Consider the following 14,891-nt stretch of genomic DNA (forward strand, 5'->3'; position numbering starts at 1 on the left):
GCGCAAGCGCATAATTTCGCCAAGGCCATCCTTACGGACATAAGGTCTCTTTCTCGTTGCTGGTGGCCATGCCCCAGAATCCCGCTCGCAGCACGGCGGTGCTGCCATAGGACAAAGGGCCAAAGAAACGATTAAGTGCAAGAACCTTCGGCACTTTGTCGCACCGATATCGCCTTTTCACCACGCCGATGTGTCGCGATCGCCGTTAACGTACCAGAGTGGAACAGATGTTTGATTCGCCGTTAACCACGACCGCCCCGTCGCGGCGCGGTCGCATTCTGTCCGCCGGCATGCTGCAATAAAAGAACGCCGAGGCGTACGATTCGGCAACTCTCATCGCTTGTGGTTCCTTTCGGGCGCGATTATAGGCGCTTCAACCATTTGGGGGCGGCCCCGAGGTCATCATGGGGCCGGAGGGAGAGTGGTATGGCAACGCAAGTCAGTCAGATAGACGATGTAACGACCAATCCGCCGGCGGCCAACGATGCCGACGATGGCTATCGACCCAGCAACGACGAACCGTTCATGACGCGGCGTCAGCAGGCGTATTTCCGCAACAAGCTGCTGCGCTGGAAGGATGCGATCCTCCAGGATGCTGCGGGCACGCTCAACCAGCTCCAGGTCGACTCGCTGCGCGAGGCCGATCTCACCGATCGGGCGTCGAGCGAGACCGACTGGTCGATCGAGCTGCGCACCCGCGATCGCCAGCGCAAATTGGTCTCGAAGATCGAGGCGGCGATCCGCCGCATCGACGAGGGCGAATACGGCTATTGCGAAGTGACCGGCGAACCCATCAGCCTCGGCCGGCTGGAGGCGCGCCCGATCGCGACGATGACGCTGGAGGCGCAGGAGCGGCACGAGCGCAACGAGAAGATCTCGCGCGAGGATTGAACCGGCGTGGGCGGTTAACGCTTTCGCCACCATCGGCCATTAGGCGCCGGCGCCTAATCCCGCACGGTCACACAGGCTTCGTTTATGGACAGCTACTCCCACGACCCGTTCGACAAGGCCGATGCGGCCGGTGGGTCGCAGCGCAGCCGTTCGCGCGACAGCCTGTTCCTCATGGCGCAACTGCGCTTCGAGGAGGAGACGACGGTCCGCGACGTGCGCGTCCGCAATCTGTCGGAGGGCGGGCTGATGGTCGACTGCGCCCGCGTCAAGGAGCCGGGAACGCCGGTTTCGCTGGAGCTGCGCGGTATCGGCAAGGTGACCGGCAAGGTCGCCTGGTGCACCGAAGGCCGGATCGGCATCGCGCTCGACTCGCCGATCGATCCCAAGAAGGCCCGCAAGCCGGTGAGCGGGGCCAAAGGATAAAGCGGGATCGACCGTCGGGGCATCTGAGCAGGGGTCCTGCATGACCCTGATGCAAAAGGCCCCTCCGCGACGGGAGGGGCCGAAGGGCCTTACAGGCCGCTGAGCTCTTCCTTGAGCTTCAGCTTCTTGCGTTTCAGGTCGGTGAGGATTGCGGCGTCGGGCAACGGGCGGTGGACCTCGTCGGCGATGCGGCGGTCGAGCGCGGCATGCTTGGTCTCCAGTGCCTGTTGATGCGTCGTCTGCATTTCGGTTCCTCCTGATGCATGCGTGTTGGGGGACTGAGTAAACCATCGAAGAGGTTAAAAGTCCTCATCGCAAAGCGACGAACGCGATTAGCCGAGTGGCTACGTGCGACGACTTGGTCCGCGCCCGCGGCTGGGCTAGGGGAGCCACGCAGGCGGCAGGGGATTAGGCATGGACGAAGCACAGATCATCGCCCGGCTCGACGCGCTGCGCACCGAACATCGCGATCTGGATGCCGCGATCGACGCGCTCACCGCGACCGGCGTGCCCGACCAGTTGCAGGTCGCGCGACTCAAGAAGCGCAAGCTGCGGCTGCGCGACGAGATCGCCAATTGCGAGGATCAACTGATCCCCGACATCATCGCCTGAGATTATTTCGTCCCGGACCGAATCACTTCGGCACAATCGGCACAATCGGGACCGTTGCGGCACCTGTCCAAGCCGGGGGGCTTGTGCCACCCAACGGTCATGACCCGCAGCAGCAGCGAATCACGCATCCACGATCGTCTGATCGACTCGCTTTATACCGAGGCGATGCTGCTCGCCGACGAGGCGCGCGACTATTTCGACAGCGAGGGCCGGCTGGAGCGCGAGACGCTCGATCCGCTGATCCGCGTCGGCTTCTCCTGTGAATCGCTCAAGATCACCACGCGGTTGATGCACGTCATCGCCTGGCTGCTCACCCAGCGTGCCATCGACGCCGGCGAGATCAAGCCGCGCGAGGCGCTCGACCCGACGCGCCGGCTCGGCAGCGCGCCGCAGTTCGACGCCGATCTCGTCCGCGCGCTGCCGGTGCGCGCGCAGGGTCTGGTCGCCGCCAGCGCCAATCTCCATCGCCGCGTCGGCCTGCTCGACGATGCGCAGGTGCCGCACCCGACGTCGAGCCCGGTCCACCATCTCCACGATCGTCTCGCGCTGGCCTTCTGAACCGCGGTCTGTCCTACATCGGCGACGCCCGCTAGACCGGCGACATGGCGCGCCCCGTTCTCCTCCAAAGGCCTTCCCTGCCTAGAAGAGAAGGACTGGCGTCATGTCAAAAACGGAAACGATCTGAGCCGATCGTTTCCGTTAAGGTGTCCATCTTGTCCATGTCGTCCAACACGACGCACGGCTCAGCCGAGCAGGCGCGCCTTCGCCGCGGCATATTCCGCCCCGAATCGTGCAACGCGGTCGGCGACGCTCTCGACCTTGTCGATCACGCCGATACCCTGTCCGGACCCCCAGATGTCGCGCCACGCCTTGGCCTTGCTGCCGTCACCGCCGCCGAAGTTCATCGTCTTGAGGTCGCCCTCGGGCAGATTGTCGGGGTCGAGCCCCGATGCGGCGATCGAGCTGCGCAGGTAATTGCCGTGCACGCCGGTGAACAGATTGGAATAGACGATGTCGGCCGCGCGGCTGTCGACGATCGACGCCTTATAGTCGGGCGCGGCATTCGCCTCTTCCGTCGCGATGAACGGCGAACCGATATAGGCGAAATCGGCGCCCATCGCCTGCGCTGCGAGGATCGCGCCGCCGCTGGCGATCGATCCCGACAGCGCCAGCGGTCCGTCGAACCATTGGCGGATCTCCTGCACGATCGCGAACGGCGACAGCGTGCCGGCATGGCCGCCGGCACCCGCCGCGACCGCGATCAGCCCTTCCGCGCCTTTCTCGATCGCCTTGCGCGCGAAGCGGTCGTCGATCACGTCGTGGAGCGTGATGCCGCCCCAGCCGTGCACCGCGGTATTGAGGTCCTCGCGCGCACCGAGCGAGGTGATGACGATCGGCACCCGCCATTTGGCGCAGGTGGCGAGGTCCTGCTCCAGCCGATCGTTCGACTTGTGGACGATCTGGTTGACCGCGAACGGCGCGGCGGGCGCCTCGGGATGGTCGCGGTCGTGCGCGGCCAGTTCCTCGGTGATCCGGTGGAGCCATTCGTCCAGCAGCGCCTGCGGCCGCGCGTTGAGCGCCGGGAACGAGCCGACGATCCCCGCCTTGCATTGCGCGATCACCAATTCGGGACCGGAGATGATGAACAGCGGCGAACCGATCACGGGCAGGCGCAGGCGGTCGAAGATCGGGGGTGTCATGGCGGCGGTTTCCTCTCTGGATCGGTTGTTTAGCGCAACCGATCGGCCTGTCCAGCAAGCCCCGTCTTGCCCGCGCCGCCCAAAGGCGTATGGGCCGAATGATACAGTGTTTCCGGAGTGTATCCTTCCATGAAGCTAGCCGTCGCCGCCGCCCTTGCCTTGACCGTCTCCACCCCCGCGCTTGCCGCCGGCAGCCTGCCCGCGACCGTCGTCCCGGTGCTCTACGACATCGACGTCACACCGAATGCGCAGGCGATGACCTTCACCGGCAGCGAGACCGTCCAGATCGACGTCAAGGCGGCGACCAGGACGATCACGCTCAACGCCGCCGACCTGGCGATCGCCGCGGCGACGTTCGACGGCAAGGCGGTGCCCTTCGCGCTCGACAAGGACAAACAGCAGCTCGTCCTGACGTTGCCCGCGGCGGCGAAGGTCGGCCGCCACACCGTCGGCTTCCGCTGGAGCGGCAAGATCAACCAGTCCGCCGCCGGCCTGTTCGCGATCGATTACACCAATCAGGACGGGTCGAAGGCGCGCATGCTCGCGACGCAGTTCGAGGCGCCGGATGCGCGCCGTTTCGCGCCGATGTGGGACGAGCCCGCGTTCAAGGCGAAATTCCGGCTGAAGGCGACCGCGCCCGCCGGCCAGCTCGCTTTCTCCAACATGCCCGCCGCCTCGGTGGCGAAGCAGGCGGACGGCACCCAGCTCTACAGCTTCGCCGAGACGCCGGTGATGTCGAGCTATCTGCTCTATCTCGGCATGGGCGATCTGGAGCGCAAGACGGTACAGGCGGGGAACGTCGAGATCGGCGTGATCACCCGTCGCGGCGTCGTCGACCAGGGCGATTACGCGCTCGCCGAGGCGAAGCGGCTATTGCCCTATTACAACAGCTATTTCGGCCAGCCTTATCCGCTGCCCAAGCTCGACATGGTCGCCGGGCCGGGTTCCAGCCAGTTCTTCGGCGCGATGGAAAATTGGGGCGCGATCTTCTATTTCGAGCCCGAATTGCTGTTCGACCCGAAGCGCGCCACCGAAAGCGGCCGTCAACGCATCTTCACCGTCGTCGCGCATGAGATGGCGCACCAATGGTTCGGCGACCTCGTCACGATGAATTGGTGGGACGACCTCTGGCTCAACGAGGGCTTCGCCTCGTGGATGGAGAACAAGTCCGCCGCCGACCTCAATCCGGCGTGGAAGGCCGATGCGGCCGCGGTGTCGACCGATCGCGAGGCGGCGATGGGCATCGACGCGACCGCCGCGACGCATCCGATCATCCGCAAGATCGAAACCGTCGACCAGATCGGCGAGGCGTTCGACGGCATCACCTATTCCAAGGGGCAGGCCGTCATCGGCATGCTCGAATCGACGCTCGGCCCCGACAAGTTCCGCGACGGCATCCGCCGCTACATGGCCAAATACAAGTTCGGCAACACCGTGACCGAGCAGCTCTGGGCCGAGCTGTCGGCCGCGGCCGGCCAGCCGGTGGCGGAGATCGCCCACGGCTATACGCTGCAGGGCGGCGTGCCGCTGGTGACGCTGACCGGGGCGCGCTGCACCGGCGGCACCACCACGGCGACGCTGGCGCAGGGCCGCTTCGGTCTCGACGCGGCGTCCAAGACGCCGCAGACGTGGCAGGTGCCGCTGGTCGTCGCGACGATCGGTGGCGGCGAGACGCGGACGATCGTCACCGGCCCGGCGACCACCGTCTCGGTCAAGGGTTGCGGCACGTTGCTGCTCAACAAGGGCAAGGGCAGCTACACCCGCGTGCTCTACGACCAGCCCGGCCATGACGCTCTGGTTCGCGACTATACGCGGCTGCCGCTCGAGGATCGGCTCGGCACGCTCGCCGACGATTATGCTTTGGCGGCGGGGGGATATCAGGACCTGTCGCGCTATTTCGCGGTGATGGGTCAGGTTGGCGCCGGCGCCGATCCGCTCGAATGGTCGCTGGTTTCCGGCCGGCTCGGCGGACTCAACGGCCTGTTCGAGGGGACGCCGCTGGCCACGCCGCTGCGCGCGCGCACCGTCGCGATCCTCGGTCCGGTCCTCCAACGCATCGGCTACACCGCCCGGGCGGACGAATCGCCGCTGGTCGGCAATCTGCGCGAGAATCTGGTCGGCCAGCTCGGCGCCAACGGCGATCCGGAGGTGCTGCGCCAGGCGCGCAGCTACGTCGCCAAGCTGGCCACCGATCCGACCGCGATCCCGCCGGCGATCCGCCAGCCGATCCTCGCCACCTTCGCCGCCAATGCGAGCGCGGCGGACTGGGACCTGCTGTTGCGCCTCACCAAGGCGGAGACCAATCCGGTCGCCAAGAACCGCTTCGTCTCGTTGCTCGGCTACGCCAAGGACGATGCGCTGGCGACGCGCGCGCTGGAGTTGCTCAAGACCGACACGTTCACCGCGCCGCAGCGTGCCGCGCTGCTGCGCGCGGTGTCGGGCGAGCATCCCGACATGACGTTCGACTGGGCGGTGGCGAACCGCGCGCTGGTCGAGGGGTTCATCGAGGACAGCAGCAAGGCGAGTTTCATCGTCGGCCTCGGCGGCGGTTCGGTCGATCCGGCTATGCCCGGCAAGATCAATGCCTTCGCAGCGACGATGCCGGAAACCTCGCGTGGTCCCGCCAAGCGGGTGGTGTCGAGCATCGCCGTCCGCAAGGCAGCGGCGGAGCGCCTGCGTCCGGCCGTCCAGACCTGGCTCGGCAAGAGCGCCTGACCGGGCAGGGGGCGGCCTCGCGGCCGCTCCCTCGTCGGATCAACCGCCGGCGCGAGCCGGAATGCCGGTGACTTCCGCCACCCCGTCGTCACCGAGTGCGACCAGCCACGCGCTGCCCTCGATGCACCGCACCGCCCATACCGGCTTGCCCTTGCGATCGGCCTGGCGGGTTACCGCAGCGACGCCCTGGCACGGCTGTTTGGCATCGTCGATCGCCCGGTAAAGCACGCCGTTGAGCTGCCGCGGCGGCAGCGCGGTGACCTTGGCGATATAGCCGGTTTCCTTGGGTGCGGCGCTGGCGATATTGGCGGCCTGCGGTTCGGGTTGCGATCCGCAGCCGGTCAGGGCCGCGGCCAGCATCAGCATCAATCCATTTCGCATTGCCGTCTCCATCGTCCTGTCCGCCCGAAGATAGGCGGGGGAGGCCGGGATCGACAAGGCTCCGTGTGAGGCTCCGGGGCGCTTCAGCGCCAGCCGGTGATCGCCCGCCCGCGGTCGACGTCGTGGTCGACCACTTGCTGGGTCAGGCGCAGGAACAGCCGCTGCGCCTGCCGCCATGCGACCGCGCCCGCGCGCCGGTCGCGAACGCGATCGCCGACGACCAGCCGGCTGCCCCAATCGTCGACCGCCGCCGCCAGATCGTCGGGCGCGCCGCCGGGGCGGATCACCAGCGAAGGAAAGGGCAGGCGCGATCGGGGGGAGGCGAACAGGTCGCCCGCATCGGTCGGCGGCGCGAACAGCAGCGCGCCGGCGACCTTGCGGACATCGTCGGTCGGCGACAGCCGCGCCCACCATGCGCTCGCCGCGCAGCCCAGTCCCTCGGCGACGATCAGCACGCGCGCATCGGCCTCGCGCACCGCCCGGTCGAGCTTCGCCGCCCAGATGTTGCGCGTCGCCGGCGAGCGCGCATCGAGCGGCACCGCACCCGATCCGCCTGCGGGCCAGCCGAACATGCGCTGCCAGGCTGGCGTCTCTTCCCCGTCGCCGATCGTGACGATCGACAGGCGGGGGTCGGCAAAGTTCAGGGCGGCGATGGCGGTCATGCGCGTCTCACTCCTCGACGCCGGGCGACTCGGCGAAGGTCGAAGTATGAACGCTTCCTGACGGCGGACCAGCCCCGATACGCTCTCGCGCGCCGAAGCGGGCGGCGGGCGGGACGATCATCGCAGCAGCGGGTAGCCGAGCGCGATCGCATCCCGCTCCGCCGATCGGACCGGCGCCAGTGCAGTCTCGTCCGCTGGTATGATATCCCGCAGGAACAGCGCGTCGCGGGCGGTCGCGAGCGTCGGATCGGCGATCACCGCCGCAAGCGCTGCCCGGATCGCGGCGAGGTGCGCGTCCGACGTCGCCGCTGCGGTGACGAAGGGCAGCGCGGGGGTGGCGCCCGTCGTCGCGATCACCCGCAGCCGCCCGGTCGACACCGGCTCATGGCGTCGCAGCGCCGCCCAGGTCACGCAGTCGATCGCGGCACAATCGGCCTCGTCGCGGACGATCGCCTCGGCACTGGCGCGGTGGCTCCCCGTCACGACGACCTGCGAGAAGAACGCCGTCGCGTCGGCCAGCGGTGCCACGACGGCGCGCAACAGGTTCATGCCGGTGTTAGAGGCCGGCGCATTGATCGCCGCCCGCGATCCCCGCAAGTCTGCGACGGCATCGATCCGATCCGCCGCCCGTACGACGATGACGCTGCGGTGGCTCGCACCGTCGCAGCCGGGCGCATCATAGACCGGCAGCGCGACCACCAGCACCGCCGGCGCGTCGGCGGCGGTCAACGGATAGCCGCACGCCTGCGCGAACAGCAGGCGAGCGTCGTGCCAGATCGCCTCAACCGATCGCGACCGGTCGAGATCGTCGGGCACGCCGGGAATGCCCGCGACCCGCAGCCGATGTGCGAGACCGCGCCAGAGCGCGTCGTTTGCCGCTCGCTGTGCCGGGTGATCGTACATCCCGAGCGACGCGACCAGCGTCACGCCGCTTGATCCGGCCGATAGGCGGGATGGTGCAGATCGTCGTGTGCACGGAACGCAAAGCGACGCAGCACCTCGCCATATCCGCGATAGATGCGGCCGCCCTCGGCGACGAACCGGTCGCGATGCGCGCGGTGATAGGCGGGCAGGCGATACCACGGCAGGCCCGGGCGCTCGTGATGCGCGACATGAAGGTTGTTGTTGAGGAACAGCAGGGCGAACGGTCCTCCACGCTCGACGATCGCCGCATGGGCGGTGGTTGCGAGATCGGCACGATGCTCGGCATAGCTGCGCAACAGCGTCAACGCGATGCCGGGATAGATGAAGGCGACCAGATAGGTGCCGATCGGCAGGCCGACATGGCTGAGCCACGCGAGCAGCAGCGCCACCCCCGCCAGATGCGGCAGCCAGTCGCGTGCGACTGCTCCCGGCGCGCGCCTCATCCGCCCGATCTCGCCGGCGAGAAACCGCCCGACCACGAGCGCCGGTCCGAAGAGCAACTGACCGATCAGGGTCGCCTGCACCGCCGCCAGACGCCGCGCCACGCCGCGACCGGCATGATAGCGCGATTCGGGATCGGCGGCGGGATCGGTGATCGCGCCGCAGCCGTGATGGGCGAGATGCGAGCGCCGGTACATTGCATAGGGCAGGTATAGGCTCAGCGGCGGCATGCCGATCATGTCGTTGAGCAGGCGACGATCGGTAGGATGACCGTGGATCGTCTCATGTTGCAACGACCCCTGCCAGCCGACGATCGCCCCGCCGAGCAGCATCAGTATCGGCAGCGGCACCAGCGCATGCCAGGCGGTGAGCGCCAGCCACCCGCCGTAGACGACGATGGCGACGGCGATCGTCGGCCAGTCAACGGCCGCCGCGGCACGTCGTTGAGGATCGGACCGGGGCATACAGTCTCCTGACGTTCTCCCATCAATCTCCACGCTTTCGATAGGATTTGGCAAGCCAAGGCTTGCTTGTCACGGAGATCGCTCAGCTTGTTGGGTACGGGGCATCGTCAAGCGGCGCTTCCTCGGCTAGCGAATGGCTGCGGCCGTCGATGGCCTCGCGAAGACGGAGCAGACAGACGATGCCGAAGACGTTGGTAACCGGGGCGGCGGGTTTCATCGGCATGCATACGGCGGAAGCGCTGCTCGCACGCGGCGACAGCGTGGTCGGCATCGATTCACTCAACGATTACTATGATCCGGCATTGAAGCAGGCCCGGCTTGCCGAACTCACCCGGCGGCATGGCGACCGCTTCACCTTCCTCGCGGTCGATTTCGCCGATGCCGCGACGTTGCGCGACGCGCTGGCACCGCATGCGTTCGAGCGCATCGTCCATCTCGGCGCGCAGGCGGGCGTCCGCTACTCGATCGAGCATCCCGAGGTCTACGGCCAGTCCAACCTCGTCGGCCATCTCAATATCCTCGAACTCGCACGCACGCGGCGGGTCGAGCATCTGGTCTATGCGTCCTCGTCGTCGGTCTACGGCGGCAACGCCTCGGTACCGTTCCGCGTCGAGGATCGCGTCGATCGCCCGGTGTCGCTCTACGCCGCCACCAAGCGCGCCAACGAGGTGATGAGCGAAAGCTACGCACACCTCTATCGCCTGCCGCAGACCGGATTGCGCTTCTTCACCGTCTACGGCCCGTGGGGCCGGCCGGATATGATGCTGTGGATCTTCACCCGCGCGATGTTCGCCGGCGAGCCGATCCCGGTGTTCAACAACGGCCAGATGGAGCGCGACTTCACCTTCATCGACGATATCGTCGCCGGCGTGATCGCCGCGCACGACCAGCCGCCGCCTGACGACGGGCAGGAAAAGCCCGGCGGCAGCGTCGCGCCGCACCGCCTCTACAATATCGGCAACAACCGCTCGGAGCCGCTCGGCCGCGTGATCGGCTTGCTCGAGGCGGCGATCGGCCGGCCGGCAGTGCGCCGCGACCTGCCGATCCAGCCTGGCGACGTCGTGCGGACCTTCGCCGACATCACCGCGATCGTCGACGATCTAGGCTATCGGCCGACCACGACGATCGACGTCGGCGTGCCGCGCTTCGTCGACTGGTATCGCGCCTATCACCGGCTCTAGGACGCCACCGCCCACGGCGCTGTCGCCAGCGCCCGGGCGAGATGATCGATCAGCACCGTGACGCGGCGCGGGCGCAACGGGCTCGGCGGGGTGATGAGGTGGAGACCGAGCGGCGCGACGCTCCACTCAGGCATTGCCACCTCCAGCCGCCCCTCGCGAATTTCGCGCCAGACGAGGAATTCGGGCTGTAGCGCCAGGCCTTGCCCGGCGAGCAGCGCCGGGTTGAGCATGTCGGCATTGTCGGTCCAGACGCGTACCGGCGGCTCGACCGTCTCCTCGCCGAACTGCGGATGGCCGAAGCGCCAGACGCCGCGGCTCGACCCGCCGGTATAAGCGAGCGCGCAATGGTCCTTGAGCTGCGCGGGGTGGCTCGGCCGCCCGTGCGCGTCGAGATAGGCGGGCGCAGCGACGAGCAGGATGCGCACCGTGCACAGCCGCCGCGCCAGCAGTGAGCTGTCCTCCAGTGCGGCGATGCGCAGTGCGAGGTCGAAGCCTTCCGCAACCAGATCGACGCGCCTGTCGCTCAGCGCGAAATCGAGGGTGATCTCGGGATAGGCGGCGAGGAAGTCGGGCAGCGTCGCACCGACATAAGCGGTACCGAACGACAGCGGCGCGCTGATCCGCACCAGTCCGCGCGCGACGTCGGATTGCTCCGCCGCCTCGTCCTCCAGCGCCTCGCCCTCCTGCAGAATGCGGCCGGCGCGGGTGAGCGCCGCGCGCCCCGCCTCGGTCAGCGACAGCCGCCGCGAGGTGCGCGACAGCAAGGCGACGCCGAGCCGCGCCTCCAGCCGCGCGATCGCCTTCGACACGGTCGGGTTGGCGAGGCCGAGCGCCTCCGCCGCGCCGGCGAAGGAGCCGCGCTCGGCGACCTTGGCGAAGATCGCCCAGGCTTCGAAATCGGGGAGGCGACGTGTCATTATCGGCAATGATGAGATGCCATCATTGCCGTTTCGTCAAGTCGCCCGCTCCCCCATCTTGGCCCCAACAGGAAGCGTCCCGGCTTCCACAGGAGACAGACCATGATCGACCGTCGCCCCTTCGCCAGCCTCGGTGGTGCCAACCACGGCTGGCTCGATGCCAAGCATCATTTCTCCTTCGCCAATTACTACGATCCCAAGCGGATGGGCTGGGGCCCGATCCGCGTCTGGAACGACGATACGATCGCTGCCGGCACCGGCTTTCCGCCGCATCCGCATGCCGACATGGAGATCATCACCTATGTCCGTGAGGGTGCGATCACGCATCAGGACAGTCTGGGCAACATCGGCCGTACCGAGGCGGGCGACGTGCAGGTGATGAGCGCCGGATCGGGCGTGCGCCATTCGGAATATAATCGCGAACCCGGCACGACGACGATCTTCCAGATCTGGATCGAGCCCAAGACGCGCGGCGCTGCGCCGTCATGGGGCGCCAAGCCCTTCCCCAAGGGCGAACGCGCCGGCACGTTCGTAACGCTCGCCAGCGGCTTCGGCGACGATGCCGACGCGCTGCCGATCCGCACCGACGCACGCATCGTCGGGGCGACGATCAAGGCGGGCGAAACGGCGGAATATGCCCTCGGCGCCGGCCACCATGCCTATCTGGTGTCGGCGACCGGCAAGGTCGAGATCAACGGCGTGGCGCTCGATGCGCGCGACGGCGCCGCGATCGTCGACGAGGCGGTGATCCGCATCACCGCGACCGAGGATGCCGAGATCGTCCTGGTCGACGCCGCCTGACCCCGACCGGGGAGCGCGCCTTGCGCTCCCCGGCACTTGCCGCGAAGGGGGTGCGATGAGCGATACCATCCTGATCTTCTACGGATCCTACCGGTCCGACCGGCAGGGCATCCGTCTGGCGCATTATCTGGTCGACGCATTCCGCGCCCGCGGGGCCAATGCTGAGCTGATCGACGCCAAGGCGCTCGACCTGCCGATGCTCGACCGCATGTACAAGGAATATCCCGCCGGCGAGGCACCGGCGGCGCTCGAGGCGCTGGCGGGCAAGATCAAGGCAGCGGACGCCTTCGTCTTCGTCGCCGGTGAGTATAATTGGAGCGTCCAGCCCGGTCTCAAGAACTTGACCGACCATTTCCTCGAGGAATGGTATTGGCGCCCCGCGGCGATCGCGAGCTATTCGGCCGGGCGCTTCGCCGGCGCGCGTGCCGGTCTGGCGTGGCACGGCATCCTGTCGGAGATGGGGATGGTCGTCGTGTCGAGCAGCCTCGCGGTCGGCGGCATCGGCCATGCGCTCACCGCCGAGGCCGAACCGGTCGGCGACGGCGGCGCGAGCCTCGACAAGGCGTTCCCGCCCTTCGCCGACGATCTCGCGTGGTGGACCGAGGCGGCGCGAGCGCAACGGGCGATCAAGACGCCGCCCTATTGAGCGTCCGCCGCCTTACGCGCGGCGCGGAAGCGATGGAGCAGCGGCTCGGTATAGCCATTAGGCTGGTCCACCCCTTCGAACACGAGCGCGCGGGCGGCCTGCCAGGCGAGGCTGCTAGCCTCATTCCCGTGCATCGGCCGATAGAGCGGGTCGTCGGCATTCTGCACGTCGACCTTCGTCGCCATCCGCGCGAAGGCGGCATCGACGTCGGCGGGTGACGCCACGCCATGCAGCAGCCAATTCGCGATATGCTGCGACGAGATGCGCAGCGTCGCGCGATCCTCCATCAGGCCGATGTCGTGGATGTCGGGCACCTTGGAACAGCCGATCCCCTGATCCACCCAGCGCACGACATAGCCGAGGATGCCCTGCGCATTGTTGTCGAGCTCGGCGCGCACTGCGTCCGCCTGCCAGTTGCGCCCGGCTTCGGCGACCGGGAGCGTGAGCAGGTCGGCGAGCGGCGCGGGGGTCTCGGCGCTGCGCGCGCGCTGGCGGGCGAAGACGTCGACGCGATGGTAATGCGTCGCGTGCAGCGTCGCAGCGGTGGGCGAGGGGACCCAGGCGGTGTTCGCACCGGTCTGCGGATGGCCGATCTTCTGGTCGAGCATATCGGCCATGCGATCGGGCGCCGCCCACATCCCCTTGCCGATCTGCGCCTTGCCCGACATGCCGCAGGCGAGCCCGATCTGCACGTTGCGGTTCTCATAGGCGGCGATCCATGTGCTCGTCTTCATCTCGGCCTTGGGGATCATCGCGCCGGCGTGCATCGACGTGTGCAGCTCGTCGCCGGTGCGGTCGAGGAAGCCGGTGTTGATGAAGACCAGCCGGTGGCGGACCGCGTGGATGCAGGCGGCGAGATTGGCGCTGGTGCGGCGCTCCTCGTCCATCAGGCCGAGCTTGATCGTATGACGGGGCAGCGCGAGCAGGTCCTCGACCGCGTCGAACAGGCGGTCGGCGAAAGCGGCCTCGGCGGGGCCGTGCATCTTGGGTTTGACGATATAGATCGAACCGGTGCGGCTGTTGCGACCGCGATCGTGGCGCGCGATCAGTGACGTGACGATCGCGTCGAGGATGCCCTCGGGCGCGTCGCTGCCGTCGGGCAGGCGGACCGCGGGCGTGGTCATCAGGTGGCCGACGTTGCGGACGAACAGCAGGCTGCGTCCGGGCAGCGTCAGCGGGCTGTCGTCGGGGGCGGTGTAGGTGCGGTCGGGGGCGAGCGTTCGGGTGCGTGTAGCGCCGCTTTTGGCGAAGCTGGCGGTGAGGTCGCCCTGCATCAGGCCGAGCCAATTGGCGTAGGCGACGACCTTGTCGTCGGCGTCGACCGCGGCGATCGAGTCCTCGAGGTCGCAGATCGTGGTGAGCGCGCTTTCGAGGCGGACGTCGGCGATACCGGCGGGGTCGGTGGCGCCGATCGGGTGGGCGCGGTCGATCACCAGCTCGATGTGCAGGCCGTGGTGGCGGAAGAGCAACGTGTCGCCGGCACGGCCGACGCGCTGCGCGGGGTCGGCGAGCACGGGATCACCGCCCGTCCAGTCGGCCCAGCGGCCGCTGGCGAGCGGCACGGCTTCGTCGAGGAAGGCCTTCGCCCAAGCGATCACCTGCGCCCCGCGGGCCGCGTCGTAGCCGCCGGTGGCGGGCGTGCCGGGGAGCGCATCGGTGCCGTAGAGCGCGTCGTAGAGGCTGCCCCAGCGCGCGTTGGCGGCGTTGAGGAGGAAGCGGGCGTTGAGGATCGGGACGACGAGCTGCGGCCCCGCCATCGTCGCGATCTCGGCGTCGACGCGCCCGGGGTCGATCGCGAAGGGGGCGGGCTCCGCAACGAGATAGCCGATGTCGGTCAGGAAGGCGTGGTAGGCCGCCGGGTCGAAGGTGTTGGCGCGGTGCCAGCCGTCGATCGCCGCCCGGAGCCGGTCGCGCTCGGCGAGGAGGGCGCGGTTTTCGGGGGCGAAGCGGGCGAAGAGCGCGGCGACACCCGACCAGAAGGCGGCCGGGTCGAGGCCGGTGCCGGGAAGGGCCCTTTCCTCGATGAAGGTCGCCAGCGGGGGGGCGATGACGAGGCCGGCGCGGTCCATAACTTCTCTATCCTCTCGCATAGGCCGTGAGGCTAGACCCAAGGTCGGCCGTTCGCTAGCCATG

Annotated in this window: 16 protein-coding genes; 8 read left to right on the top strand and 8 right to left on the bottom strand. The window is 68.1% G+C overall.

The annotated features are described in order from the left end of the window. Positions 1-426 precede the first annotated feature (426 nt). Both dksA and MC45_RS00570 read left to right on the top strand, forming a co-directional pair. Complete coding sequence (gene dksA / locus MC45_RS00565) at positions 427-891, top strand: RNA polymerase-binding protein DksA (RefSeq protein WP_038658291.1); 465 nt, start codon at positions 427-429, stop codon at positions 889-891. 84 nt (positions 892-975) lie between these two features. Next, on the top strand, positions 976-1,314 hold the full coding sequence (locus MC45_RS00570; RefSeq protein WP_052075440.1) for a PilZ domain-containing protein: 339 nt from the start codon (positions 976-978) through the stop codon (positions 1,312-1,314). A gap of 89 nt (positions 1,315-1,403) precedes the next feature. Here MC45_RS00570 and MC45_RS18725 read toward each other — a convergent pair whose 3' ends face one another. Then, complete coding sequence (locus MC45_RS18725) at positions 1,404-1,559, bottom strand: DUF465 domain-containing protein (RefSeq protein WP_081974265.1); 156 nt, start codon at positions 1,557-1,559, stop codon at positions 1,404-1,406. Positions 1,560-1,728: 169 nt separating this feature from the next. Between MC45_RS18725 and MC45_RS00575 the strand changes: the two genes are divergently transcribed. Further along, positions 1,729-1,926, top strand: coding sequence for a YdcH family protein (locus tag MC45_RS00575; RefSeq protein ID WP_038658294.1), 198 nt, complete (start codon positions 1,729-1,731; stop codon positions 1,924-1,926). Between the two features lie 99 nt (positions 1,927-2,025). Further along, the gene (locus MC45_RS00580; protein ID WP_038658297.1) at positions 2,026-2,484 is read left to right on the top strand and encodes a DUF1465 family protein; all 459 of its coding nucleotides are present in this window, start codon (positions 2,026-2,028) and stop codon (positions 2,482-2,484) included. 185 nt (positions 2,485-2,669) lie between these two features. On the opposite strand, the gene MC45_RS00585 is transcribed toward MC45_RS00580, so the two are convergent. Continuing rightward, on the bottom strand, positions 2,670-3,626 hold the full coding sequence (locus MC45_RS00585) for an NAD(P)H-dependent flavin oxidoreductase (RefSeq protein WP_038658300.1): 957 nt from the start codon (positions 3,624-3,626) through the stop codon (positions 2,670-2,672). 129 nt (positions 3,627-3,755) lie between these two features. Between MC45_RS00585 and MC45_RS00590 the strand changes: the two genes are divergently transcribed. Continuing rightward, a complete protein-coding gene (locus tag MC45_RS00590; RefSeq protein ID WP_038658301.1) occupies positions 3,756-6,341 on the top strand; it encodes a M1 family metallopeptidase in 2,586 nt (861 codons plus the stop codon). A gap of 39 nt (positions 6,342-6,380) precedes the next feature. Here MC45_RS00590 and MC45_RS00595 read toward each other — a convergent pair whose 3' ends face one another. The 4 genes from MC45_RS00595 to MC45_RS00610 form a co-directional block, all read right to left on the bottom strand. Then, positions 6,381-6,701, bottom strand: coding sequence for a hypothetical protein (locus tag MC45_RS00595; RefSeq protein ID WP_156143732.1), 321 nt, complete (start codon positions 6,699-6,701; stop codon positions 6,381-6,383). Positions 6,702-6,805: 104 nt separating this feature from the next. Next, positions 6,806-7,384, bottom strand: a complete 579-nt coding sequence (locus MC45_RS18520) for an alpha/beta hydrolase (protein ID WP_052075442.1) — start codon at positions 7,382-7,384, stop codon at positions 6,806-6,808. Positions 7,385-7,501: 117 nt separating this feature from the next. Then, complete coding sequence (locus MC45_RS00605) at positions 7,502-8,311, bottom strand: phosphate/phosphite/phosphonate ABC transporter substrate-binding protein (protein ID WP_245640788.1); 810 nt, start codon at positions 8,309-8,311, stop codon at positions 7,502-7,504. After that, a complete protein-coding gene (locus MC45_RS00610; protein ID WP_038658304.1) occupies positions 8,308-9,213 on the bottom strand; it encodes a fatty acid desaturase in 906 nt (301 codons plus the stop codon). The genes MC45_RS00605 and MC45_RS00610 overlap by 4 nt, the downstream gene beginning before the upstream one ends. A gap of 179 nt (positions 9,214-9,392) precedes the next feature. Here MC45_RS00610 and MC45_RS00615 point away from each other — a divergent pair, with 179 nt between their 5' ends. Beyond that, complete coding sequence (locus MC45_RS00615) at positions 9,393-10,394, top strand: NAD-dependent epimerase/dehydratase family protein (RefSeq protein ID WP_038658306.1); 1,002 nt, start codon at positions 9,393-9,395, stop codon at positions 10,392-10,394. Here MC45_RS00615 and MC45_RS00620 read toward each other — a convergent pair. Next, positions 10,391-11,311 (bottom strand): LysR family transcriptional regulator, encoded by a 921-nt coding sequence (locus MC45_RS00620; protein ID WP_038658308.1) that lies wholly within the window; start codon positions 11,309-11,311, stop codon positions 10,391-10,393. The genes MC45_RS00615 and MC45_RS00620 overlap by 4 nt on opposite strands. Positions 11,312-11,413: 102 nt before the next feature. Here MC45_RS00620 and MC45_RS00625 point away from each other — a divergent pair, with 102 nt between their 5' ends. Together MC45_RS00625 and MC45_RS00630 are read left to right on the top strand one after the other, a co-directional pair. Next, the gene (locus MC45_RS00625) at positions 11,414-12,112 is read left to right on the top strand and encodes a pirin family protein (protein WP_038658310.1); all 699 of its coding nucleotides are present in this window, start codon (positions 11,414-11,416) and stop codon (positions 12,110-12,112) included. Between the two features lie 55 nt (positions 12,113-12,167). Continuing rightward, positions 12,168-12,758 (top strand): NADPH-dependent FMN reductase, encoded by a 591-nt coding sequence (locus MC45_RS00630; RefSeq protein WP_038658312.1) that lies wholly within the window; start codon positions 12,168-12,170, stop codon positions 12,756-12,758. Here the strand turns inward: MC45_RS00630 and MC45_RS00635 are convergent. Further along, the gene (locus MC45_RS00635) at positions 12,752-14,848 is read right to left on the bottom strand and encodes a malate synthase G (protein WP_038658315.1); all 2,097 of its coding nucleotides are present in this window, start codon (positions 14,846-14,848) and stop codon (positions 12,752-12,754) included. The two genes, MC45_RS00630 and MC45_RS00635, sit on opposite strands and share 7 nt — an antisense overlap. Positions 14,849-14,891: the final 43 nt, after the last annotated feature.

It is taken from the genome of Sphingomonas taxi (genome assembly GCF_000764535.1).
GTDB lineage: Bacteria > Pseudomonadota > Alphaproteobacteria > Sphingomonadales > Sphingomonadaceae > Sphingomonas > Sphingomonas taxi.